This is a genomic window from Kitasatospora sp. NPDC054939 (assembly GCF_053610105.1).
Genome location: NZ_JBSGXP010000086.1, coordinates 25,869 through 35,563 on the forward strand (window position 1 = coordinate 25,869; position 9,695 = coordinate 35,563).

A 9,695-nucleotide genomic window follows, 5' to 3' on the forward strand; every position below is an offset into this window, starting at 1 on the left:
GGTGAGCCCTCTGCTGCGACGCGACAAGAACCCGAGCCCGAAGCCCTCCGAGCGGACCGTGACCCTGGTCGGCAAGCCGGGCTGCCACCTGTGCGACGACGCCCGGGAGGTGATCGTCCGGGTCGCCGGCGAGCTGGGCGCGGCCTTCGAGGAGCGGGACATCACCCAGGACGAGGAGCTGTACCGGCTCTACTGGGAGCAGATCCCGGTGACCCTGATCGACGGCCGCCAGCACGACTTCTGGAGGGTGGACGAGAACCGCCTGCGCAAGGCCCTCACCGCCTGACCCCGCACGGCACCCCCGCCGGACGGCGGGGGTCGGTCGCCGAATCGTTGCGAAGAATCCGCGTGCTCGGCTTGGAGCAGCCGCCGTCGCTCGGCTTACGATCGAACTCGTTTGCGCCCGTGGGGGGCTGAGCACGCGAGGAGTGCCGCCATGCTTCCCGGCCCCGCCGGCCCGGTTCCCGGGCTGCCCGCAGCCCCGGTCGGGGCCCGGGGGTTCGCCGTGGTGGACGTGGAGGCGACCGGTCGCAGCCCGTGGCGCCACCGGGTGGTGGAGATCGCGGTCGTGCTGCTGGACGAGCGGCTGCACCCGGAGGGCGAGTTCTGCACCCTGCTCGACCCGCTGGGCCCGGTCGGCCCGACCCATGTGCACCGGATCGAGCAGGGCGACGTCGAGGGCGCCCCGCGGTTCCGCGAGATCGCCCCCGAGCTGCTGGAGCTGCTGGCGGGCCGGGTGCTGGTGGGCCACCACGTGACCTGCGACCACGCCTTCCTGTGTCGCGAGTTCGCCCGGATCGGGGTGCCGATGCCGCCGGTCCCGCTGCTGTGCACGATGCGGCTGGCCCGGGCGCACCTGCCCGAGGCGGGCGGTTTCGGCCTGGCGGCCTGCGTGTCCGCGGCGGGCCTGGGCGGTTTCGCGGCGCACACGGCGCTGGGTGACGCCCGGGCGACCGCGGAGCTGTTGCGCCACTGCGCGGTGCGGGGCGGCTGGGCGGGGCCGGCGCCGCTGCCCGCGGACTGGTCGGAGCCGTTGCGGGCGGCGGCCGGGGTGCCGTGGCCGCAGCTGGCCCGGGCGCGGTCGCGACAGCCGGGGGTGCCGGTGCAACTGGTGCGCCGGGAGCTGCCGTACGGGCGGCCGACGGCTGCTGTGCAGGCCCCGGCGGCCGTGCTGAGGGGGAGCGGTGCTATGGGGTCCAGGGCGTGATGCGCATCACTGTGCACGGACAAATCGGACACCATCTTTGTGCACACGTTCACAAACGCATAGCCTGGCTGCCTAAGCCCAGCTTCACCCACAGGAGCACCGTGGCAATCGGCCGATCACCACAGAGCAGTTCGCAGACGCCCGAGCAGGGCGCCGCGCGCCGACCCTCGCGTGCCCGGGGCATCCCGGAGGCGACCGTCGCCCGCCTTCCCCTCTATCTGCGGGCGCTCACCGCGCTCTCCGAGCGTTCGGTGCCCACCGTCTCCTCCGAGGAGCTTGCCGCCGCCGCCGGGGTGAACTCCGCCAAGCTGCGCAAGGACTTCTCCTACCTCGGCTCGTACGGCACCCGCGGTGTCGGCTACGACGTCGAGTACCTCGTCTACCAGATCTCCCGCGAGCTCGGCCTCACCCAGGACTGGCCGGTCGTCATCGTCGGCATCGGGAACCTCGGCCACGCACTCGCCAACTACGGCGGGTTCGCCTCCCGCGGCTTCCGGGTGGCCGCCCTGCTGGACGCGGACCCGGCGGTGGTCGGCAGCAGCGCGGCCGGGCTGCCGGTGCGGCACATGGACGAGCTGGAGGAGATCGTGGAGAACCAGCACGTCTCCATCGGTGTCATCACCACCCCGCCCGGTGCCGCCCAGCAGGTCTGCGACCGGCTGGTCGAGGCCGGCGTCACCAGCATCCTCAACTTCGCCCCGACCGTGCTGACCGTCCCGGACGGCGTGGACGTGCGCAAGGTCGACCTCTCCATAGAGCTGCAGATCCTGGCGTTCCACGAGCAGCGGAAGGCCGGCGAGGAGCCGGCCCCCAGCGAGTCCGTGCTGGACCGCGCCCCCGGTCCGGTCCGGGCGGCGGCGGCCAAGCTGCGCCGGGCGACCGGCGGCAAGGGCCGGACGGCAGCCGACCAGGCGAAGGCCGAGTCCGAGGCGGCGAAGGGCAACCCCGCCGCCAAGGGCCCCGAGGGCGACCTCTCCGCGGTGATGCCGGCGTGAGCACCGAGAACTGTGGCACCAGGGGGCGGGCATGAGCCTTCTCGTCGTCGGACTGAGCCATCGCACCGCGCCGGTCGGGGTGCTGGAGCGCGCCGCGCTGACCGGTGACGTCCCGACCCGCCTGCTGCACGACGCCGCGGCCGCCCCGAGCGTGGCCGAGGCCGCGCTGCTGAACACCTGCAACCGGATCGAGCTGTACGCGGACGTGGACAAGTTCCACGCCGGCGTCGCCGAGCTGTCGCTGCTGCTCGCCCACCACAGCGGGGTGGACCTGGAGGAGCTGACCTCGCACCTCTACGTCCACTACGAGGACCGCGCCGTCCACCACCTGTTCTCGGTGGCGTGCGGGCTGGACTCGATGGTGGTCGGCGAGGGCCAGATCCTCGGCCAGCTGCGCGACGGCCTGGCCAAGGCGCAGGAGGAGCACACCGCCGGGCGCGGCCTGAACGAGCTGTTCCAGCAGGCGCTGCGGGTCGGCAAGCGGGCGCACAGCGAGACCGGCATCGACAAGGCCGGGCAGTCGCTGGTGACCTTCGGCCTGGAGCAGATCGCGCTGGGTGCGGGCGAGATCGCCGGCAAGCGTGCCCTGGTGGTCGGCGCCGGATCGATGAGCTCGCTGGCCGCCGCCACCCTGGTCCGCTCCGGGGTGACCGACCTGCTGATCGCCAACCGCACGCCGGAGCGCGCCGAGCGCCTGGTGGAGATCCTCGGCCCGGGCGCGGCCCGTACCGTCGAGCTGGCCAAGGTGCCGCAGGCGCTGGCCGACGTCGACCTGGTGATCTCCTGCACCGGCGCGGCCGGCGCGGTGATCCGGGCCGAGGACGTCGCCGCCGCGGTGGCCGCCCGCGCGGGCGCCGAGCCGCTGGCCTTCCTCGACCTGGCCATGCCGCGGGACGTCGACCACGCCGTGCACGAGCTCCCGGGCGCGCTGCTGGTCGACCTGGAGAGCCTGTCGCACGCCCACGCCGCCACGCCCGGCGCGGGGGACGTGGACGCCGTCACCACCATCGTGGCCGACGAGGTCGCCGCGTTCGGGGCCGCCCAGCGGGCCGCCCGGATCGCCCCGACCGTCGTCGCGCTGCGCGCGATGGCCTCGGACGTCGTCGCCGCCGAACTGGGCCGGCTGGACTCCCGGCTGCCCGACCTGGACGAGCGCTCCCGCGCGGAGATCACGCAGACCGTCCGCCGGGTCGTCGACAAGCTGCTGCACGCGCCGACCGTGCGCGTGAAGCAGCTGGCCGCCGAGCCGGGCGGCGCCTCCTACGCGGACGCGCTGCGCGAGTTGTTCGACCTCGACCCGGCTGCCGTGCACGCCGTGTCGGGCACCCCCGTCGGGGGCCGGCCCCAGCCCGCGGGCGGGGGCGCCAGATGAACCGTCAGCCATCCCACGAGTACCACCGGGACGATCACCTCATGAATGGTCAACCGCTCACCGAGCAGGCCGGGCCGGACGCCGCACCGCTGCGGCTCGGCACCCGGCGCAGCGCGCTCGCCATGGCCCAGTCGGGCATGGTCGCCCGCGAGGTGACCCGGGTCACCGGGCGCCCCGTCGAGCTGGTGGAGATCACCACCTACGGCGACACCTCCCGGGAGGCGCTGGCACAGATCGGCGGCACCGGGGTGTTCGTCTCCGCGCTGCGCGACGCCCTGCTGGAGGGCCGGATCGACTTCGCCGTGCACTCCCTGAAGGACCTGCCGACCGCGGCCCCCGAGGGCCTGGTGCTGGCGGCCGTCCCGGAGCGCGAGGACTCCCGCGACGCCCTGGTGGCGTCCGAGGGCCTGGCCCTGGGCGAGCTGGTGGAGAAGCTGGCCGGGGCCGGGCGCACCGCCCGGATCGGCACCGGTTCGCCGCGCCGGATGGCGCAGCTGAACGCCTGGGCCGCGGAGCGCGGGACCTCGCTGGAGACCGTCGCGATCCGCGGCAACGTCGACACCCGGATCGGCTTCGTCGCCTCCGGGGAGCTGGACGCGGTCGTGCTGGCCACGGCGGGCCTGAACCGGCTCGGCCGCGGCGGCGAGATATCCGAGCACCTGGACCCCGGGCTGATGACCCCGGCCCCGGGCCAGGGCGCGCTCGCGATCGAGTGCACCGCCGGTGCCACCGGACTGACCACCGCCCTGGCGGCCCTCGACCACGCCCCCACGCGGGTCGCGGTGGCCGCCGAGCGTGCCCTGCTGGCCGCACTGGAGGCCGGCTGCTCCGCGCCGGTCGCCGCGCTGGCCACCTGGGGCCACGCCAACGAACTGCGGCTGGAGGGCGTGGTCGGCACCGTCGACGGCGCCACCCTGCTGAAGATGTCCGCCAACGGTCCGATCGTCCTCGACGAGACCGCCGTGCAGCAGGCGTCGGCCCTCGGCCACGCCCTCGCCGCCCGGCTGCTCGACGCGGGCGCGGCCACTCTGATGGGGGAGCGAGCCCGATGAGCCCCACCACCGCCACCGACAGCCCGTTCCCGGCGGACAGCCCGTTCGGACCCCCGCACGCCGCGGGCGGCCGCTGCACCTTCCTGGGCGCGGGTCCCGGCGATCCGGGGCTGCTGACCCTGCGTGCGGTCGAGGTGCTGGCCTCCGCCGACATCCTGGTCGCCGACCCGCTGACCGCCGCCGCGGTGCGCAGCCACTGTCCGGCCGGTGTGCAGGTGCACACCCCGGGCGCGGAGGGCTCCGCGGAGCTGGACCTGGCCCGGCTGGTCGCCGAGGCCGTGCAGGCCGGCAAGCACGTGGTCCGCACCGTCGACGGCGACCCCGGCCTGGACGGCTGCGCGGCCGAGGAGATGCTCAGCTGCGCGGGCGAGGGCATCCCGTTCGAGGTGATCCCGGGCGTCGCGCAGTCGGTCGGCGTGCCGGCGTACGCGGGTGTGCCGCTGCGCGGCGGCAGCGGGACGGACGTGCGCTTCGTGGACGGCGCCGCGCTGCTGGCGGGCACCCCGGTGGACCTGGGCGCCCCGGAGACCACCCTGGTGGTGCGGACCACCCTGGGCCAGCTGCCGGCCACCGCCAACGCGCTGGTGTCCAACGGCCGCAAGCCGGAGTCGGCGCTGAGCGCGACGCTGTCCGGCACCACGACCCGCCAGCGGACCTTCACCGCGACCCTGGCGACCATCGCGGCGGACCTCAAGGCGGCCCGGGTGCTGCCCTCGCCGGTCTCCGCCCCGGTGGACCCGGCGACCTCGGTGATAGCCGTGGTCGGCGAGCAGGTCGTGCACCGCTCGTCGCACTCCTGGTTCGAGACCAAGCCGCTGTTCGGCTGGAACGTCCTGGTCCCGCGGACCAAGGAGCAGGCCACCGGCCTGTCGGAGCAGCTGCGCTCGTACGGTGCGGTGCCGCAGGAGGTGCCGACCATCGCGGTCGAGCCGCCGCGCACCCCGCAGCAGATGGAGCGGGCCATCAAGGGCCTGGTCACCGGCCGCTACGAGTGGATCGCCTTCACGTCGGTGAACGCGGTGCGCGCCGTCCGGGAGAAGTTCGAGGAGTACGGGCTGGACGCCCGGGCCTTCGCCGGGATCAAGGTCGCCGCGGTCGGCGAGACCACCGCGCAGGCGCTGGTGGACTTCGGCGTGAAGCCGGACCTCGTCCCCTCCGGCGAGCAGTCCGCGGCCGGCCTGCTGGAGGACTGGCCGCCGTACGACCCGGTGTTCGACCCGATCGACCGGGTGCTGCTGCCGCGCGCCGACATCGCCACCGAGACCCTGGTGGCGGGCCTGGTCGAGCTGGGCTGGGAGGTCGACGACGTGACGGCGTACCGGACGGTGCGCGCCTCGCCGCCGCCGGCCGAGACCCGCGAGGCGATCAAGGGCGGCGGCTTCGACGCGGTGCTCTTCACCTCGTCCTCGACCGTGCGGAACCTGGTCGGCATCGCCGGCAAGCCGCACAACGTCACCGTGATCGCCTGCATCGGCCCGGCGACCGCCAAGACCGCCGAGGAGCACGGCCTGCGGGTCGACGTGATGGCCCCGGCCCCGTCGGCGGCCGCCCTGGCGCAGGCCCTGGCAGACTTCGGGGCCAAGCGCCGCGATGCCGCCGTCGCGGCCGGTGAGCCGGTCTACCGGCCCAGCGAGCGCCGTCCGGGCTCGCGCCGCAAGGCCCGCTGAGGCGCCGTCGAGCCCGCAGGACCCCGCCGGGGGCGGCCCGCCCGCCCCCGGCGCAGCACAACCGTTCGGAGAGAGAAGCCGTGTCCGCTGAATTCCCGTACGTCCGCCCGCGCCGACTGCGGTCGACCCCGGCGATGCGCCGCCTGGTCGCCGAGACCCGGCTGCACCCCGCGGAGCTGATCCTGCCGCTGTTCGTCCGCGAGGGCGTCCGCGAGCCGGTGCCGGTCTCCTCGATGCCGGGGGTCGTCCAGCACACCCGCGACACCCTGCGCAAGGCCGTGGTGGAGGCCGCCGAGGCGGGCCTGGGCGGGGTGATGCTGTTCGGCGTCCCTGAGGTCCAGGACGCGGTCGGCAGCGAGGGCACCAACCCGGACGGCATCCTGCAGCAGGCGATCCGCGACGTGGTCGCGGAGGCCGGCGACGCGCTGGTGGTGATGTCCGACCTCTGCCTGGACGAGTACACCGACCACGGCCACTGCGGCGTGCTGGCGGCGGACGGCAGCGTGGACAACGACGCGACGCTGGAGCGCTACGCGGAGATGGCCCGGGTGCAGGCGGACGCGGGTGTCCACCTGGTGGGCCCGTCGGGGATGATGGACGGCCAGATCGGCGTCGTCCGCCGGGCCCTGGACGAGGCCGGCCACCAGGACGTGGGCATCCTCGCCTACACCGCCAAGTACGCCTCGGCCTTCTTCGGCCCGTTCCGGGAGGCGGTCGGCTCCTCGCTGAAGGGCGACCGCAAGTCGTACCAGCAGGACCCGGCGAACGCCCGCGAGTCGCTGCGGGAGCTGGAGCAGGACCTCGCCGAGGGCGCGGACCTCGTGATGGTGAAGCCCGCGATGGCGTACCTGGACATCCTGCGGCAGGTCGCCGACGCCTCACCGGTGCCGGTCGCCGCGTACCAGGTGTCCGGCGAGTACGCGATGGTGGAGGCCGCCGCCGCGAACGGCTGGATCGACCGGGACCGCATGATCATGGAGACCCTCACCTCGATCCGCCGGGCCGGCGCCGGGCAGATCCTCACCTACTGGGCGATGGACGCCGCCGCCGCGCTGCGCGAGCGCTGACGGCCCCCGCCGTCCCGCCCCCCCCAGGACGGCGGCGGGACGGCGCCAGGACGACCGCACGGCCGAGGCCGGGCCCGATCCCCCGGGCCCGGCCTCCGTCATGCCGTCACCTCACCAGCCGGCGACGTCGGCGAAGCCCTCCTGGCCGCCGACCAGGTCGGTGGAGGTGGCGGCGCCCCACTCGTGGAAGCCGGCGACGATGCTGTCGGTGTGGGCGATGCCCCACCGCTCGCCGGCCAGGAACACCGGGTCGGCCGAGGCGACGAACTCGCCGCCGCCGACGACGCCGACGTGCGCGAACGCCGGAGTGGCGGCACCGGCCAGCGCCAGCGCGCCGGCGACGGTCAGGACGGCCTTGCCCAGCTTGCTCTTCATGGATCGGTCCTCTCTGCGGAACGGGTCCTGCGACTACACGTGATCACACGCCGCCGTGCCCGGAGCCCCTGCACGCGCCGGGCCGGCGGCCACTCACCCGAACGAACCGCACTCGGACGGCCCACCCGGGAGTTTCGATGCCTCGGATGCCCGGAGGGCCCGGGGGACACGTCCCCCGGGCCCTCCGGCCGTGCCGCGTCCCTGGATCAGCCGATCAGGTGCGAGATACCCGCGTCGCCCGAGGACTGGGTGTTCTGGCCGACGTTGCAGATCTGCTTCGGGGTGCTGTTGAGGACCGGGACCTCGACCGGCACCGCGACACCGATGACGGCGACGGCGATGTTGTGGACCTCCGGCAGGCAGACGTTGGCGTTGTCCAGGGTGTGGAAGTTCGGGCTGCCGTTGCCGTGGGTGCCGGTGGCGTTGGTGCCGCCGTTGCCCTGGACGGAGACGGCCGAGCCGTCCGAGTCGGCGATGGCCGCGGCGGAGCCCGCGGACATGGCGATGGCGGCGGCGGCCAGGCCGGCGGCGGCGAGGGACTTCTTGATCATTTCGGGTTTCCTCTCGGGGGTGAATCGGGGAGCGATTCGAAGGGTGGTTCAGGAGGGTGGCGCAGACGGGACGGAAGGTCAGCCGACGAGGTGCGAGACGCCGCCGTCGCCCTTGCTCTGGGTGCCCTGGCCAACGGAGCAGATCTGCTTGCCACCGCTGTTCGCGACCGGGACCTCGACCGGGACGGCCACACCGAGCACCGCGACCGAGATGTTGTGGATCTCGGGGAGGCAGATGTTCGGGTTGTCCAGGAAGTGGAAGTTCGGGCTGTTGTCCCCGTGCGTACCGGTGTAGTTGGTACCGCCGTTGCCCTGGAAGGAGCCGGCGGCGCCGTCCGCGTTGCCGATGGCCGACGCGGGGGCGGCGGTGGCGGCCAGTGCGGCAGCGGCCAGTCCGGCAGCGGCGAAGGACTTCTGGATCATGGGGAGATCCCTCTCTGAAATGCTCTTGGTTTCCGTGCGTACAGCGCGTACAGCACTCAGACCCGGTCTGCGGTCACTGACATTGAGATCAAAGAATGACGACCCGGAAGGTTACGGGGATTTCGGAAGATTTCCGGGAGGCGCTCCGACCAGCCCCTTTCCGGTCGGATTATTGAGCCGAACAGGTTAATCGGCGCAATGGTCACCCGGCTGGCTCGTTGAGGCAGATTGCGTTCGGCTGCGCCCTGCAGCCGGCGCACAGGGATCTCCAGTACGGACAGGCGGAACGGTGAAAAGCATGAAGTTCTCCAAGCGGGCCGGCGCGATGCTGCTGGCGGTCGGTGCGGGCATGGTCGCCTCCCAGGGGGCCGCGTCGGCGGCCGGGCTCACCCCCGAGCAGGTCGGGGCCCTGGAGGACCGGCTGGCCACCCAGCAGGTGCCGGTGGAGGTGCCGCTGACCCCGCTGGACAGCCGGATCTCCGGGGGCATCCCCAGCTCCCTGGTGATGCCCCCGGTGCCCGCCCACACCACCGGCGACGCCCTGCTCCCCGAGCGGCTGGTCCCGCCGCTGGGCACCGGCAAGGTCGGCCCCACGGCCAAGGCGGAGCTGCCGCTGCCGATCGTCGACGAGGCCGCCGACCTCGGCGAGCTGCTGGTCGAGGCGCCCGCCGCGCCGCTCAGGGCCGACACCCCCGGCCTCGGCCTCGGCAAGCCGCTCGCGCTCGCCCAGGACGGCACCGGACAGCTCGCCGACGGCAGCCTCAAGGTGGACGAGGTCGACCCGCGCCTGATCACCGGCGCGGTGCAGGCCGTGCCCGGCGCCAAGGCCACCCTCGGCAACGAGGACGAGCGGATCTCGGTGACCGACTCGGTCGAGAACCTGACCGCGACCACCACCGCGACCGCCACGGGCGTGCTCCAGCAGACCGCGTTCTGACCCCGCGCCGCCGGCCGAGCCCGGTGCCCGTCCGGACGGGCACCGGGCT

At 74.1% G+C, this 9,695-nt stretch carries 11 protein-coding genes; 8 read left to right on the plus strand and 3 right to left on the minus strand.

Annotated elements, in window-relative coordinates; genetic code table 11:
- Position 1: 1 nt before the first annotated feature.
- The 7 genes from ACWGB8_RS23430 to hemB all read left to right on the plus strand — a co-directional run bounded on the left by ACWGB8_RS23430 (position 2) and on the right by hemB (position 7,360).
- On the plus strand, positions 2–286 hold the full coding sequence (locus tag ACWGB8_RS23430; protein WP_452215510.1) for a glutaredoxin family protein: 285 nt from the start codon (positions 2–4) through the stop codon (positions 284–286).
- 150 nt (positions 287–436) lie between these two features.
- Positions 437–1,207 (plus strand): 3'-5' exonuclease, encoded by a 771-nt coding sequence (locus ACWGB8_RS23435; protein WP_452215511.1) that lies wholly within the window; start codon positions 437–439, stop codon positions 1,205–1,207.
- Between the two features lie 107 nt (positions 1,208–1,314).
- Positions 1,315–2,202, plus strand: coding sequence for a redox-sensing transcriptional repressor Rex (locus ACWGB8_RS23440; RefSeq protein WP_452215521.1), 888 nt, complete (start codon positions 1,315–1,317; stop codon positions 2,200–2,202).
- A gap of 31 nt (positions 2,203–2,233) precedes the next feature.
- The gene (locus ACWGB8_RS23445) at positions 2,234–3,574 is read left to right on the plus strand and encodes a glutamyl-tRNA reductase (RefSeq protein WP_452215512.1); all 1,341 of its coding nucleotides are present in this window, start codon (positions 2,234–2,236) and stop codon (positions 3,572–3,574) included.
- A 41-nt stretch (positions 3,575–3,615) separates the two neighbouring features.
- On the plus strand, positions 3,616–4,626 hold the full coding sequence (gene hemC, locus ACWGB8_RS23450) for a hydroxymethylbilane synthase (RefSeq protein ID WP_452215513.1): 1,011 nt from the start codon (positions 3,616–3,618) through the stop codon (positions 4,624–4,626).
- Positions 4,623–6,293, plus strand: a complete 1,671-nt coding sequence (locus tag ACWGB8_RS23455; protein ID WP_452215514.1) for a uroporphyrinogen-III synthase — start codon at positions 4,623–4,625, stop codon at positions 6,291–6,293. The genes hemC and ACWGB8_RS23455 overlap by 4 nt, the downstream gene beginning before the upstream one ends.
- Before the next feature lie 80 nt (positions 6,294–6,373).
- Positions 6,374–7,360, plus strand: coding sequence for a porphobilinogen synthase (gene hemB, locus ACWGB8_RS23460; protein WP_452215515.1), 987 nt, complete (start codon positions 6,374–6,376; stop codon positions 7,358–7,360).
- A gap of 111 nt (positions 7,361–7,471) precedes the next feature.
- Here the strand turns inward: hemB and ACWGB8_RS23465 are convergent, their stop codons facing one another.
- The 3 genes from ACWGB8_RS23465 to ACWGB8_RS23475 form a co-directional block, all read right to left on the minus strand.
- On the minus strand, positions 7,472–7,735 hold the full coding sequence (locus tag ACWGB8_RS23465; RefSeq protein WP_452215516.1) for a hypothetical protein: 264 nt from the start codon (positions 7,733–7,735) through the stop codon (positions 7,472–7,474).
- Positions 7,736–7,941: 206 nt separating this feature from the next.
- Positions 7,942–8,286, minus strand: coding sequence for a rodlet layer protein (locus ACWGB8_RS23470; RefSeq protein ID WP_452215517.1), 345 nt, complete (start codon positions 8,284–8,286; stop codon positions 7,942–7,944).
- Between the two features lie 78 nt (positions 8,287–8,364).
- Positions 8,365–8,709 carry a rodlet layer protein gene (locus ACWGB8_RS23475; protein WP_452150852.1) on the minus strand — a complete coding sequence of 115 codons (345 nt, stop codon included), beginning with the start codon at positions 8,707–8,709 and terminating at the stop codon, positions 8,365–8,367.
- A gap of 298 nt (positions 8,710–9,007) precedes the next feature.
- On the opposite strand from ACWGB8_RS23475, the gene ACWGB8_RS23480 reads away from it, so the two are divergent.
- Positions 9,008–9,646 (plus strand): hypothetical protein, encoded by a 639-nt coding sequence (locus ACWGB8_RS23480; RefSeq protein ID WP_452215518.1) that lies wholly within the window; start codon positions 9,008–9,010, stop codon positions 9,644–9,646.
- Positions 9,647–9,695: the final 49 nt, after the last annotated feature.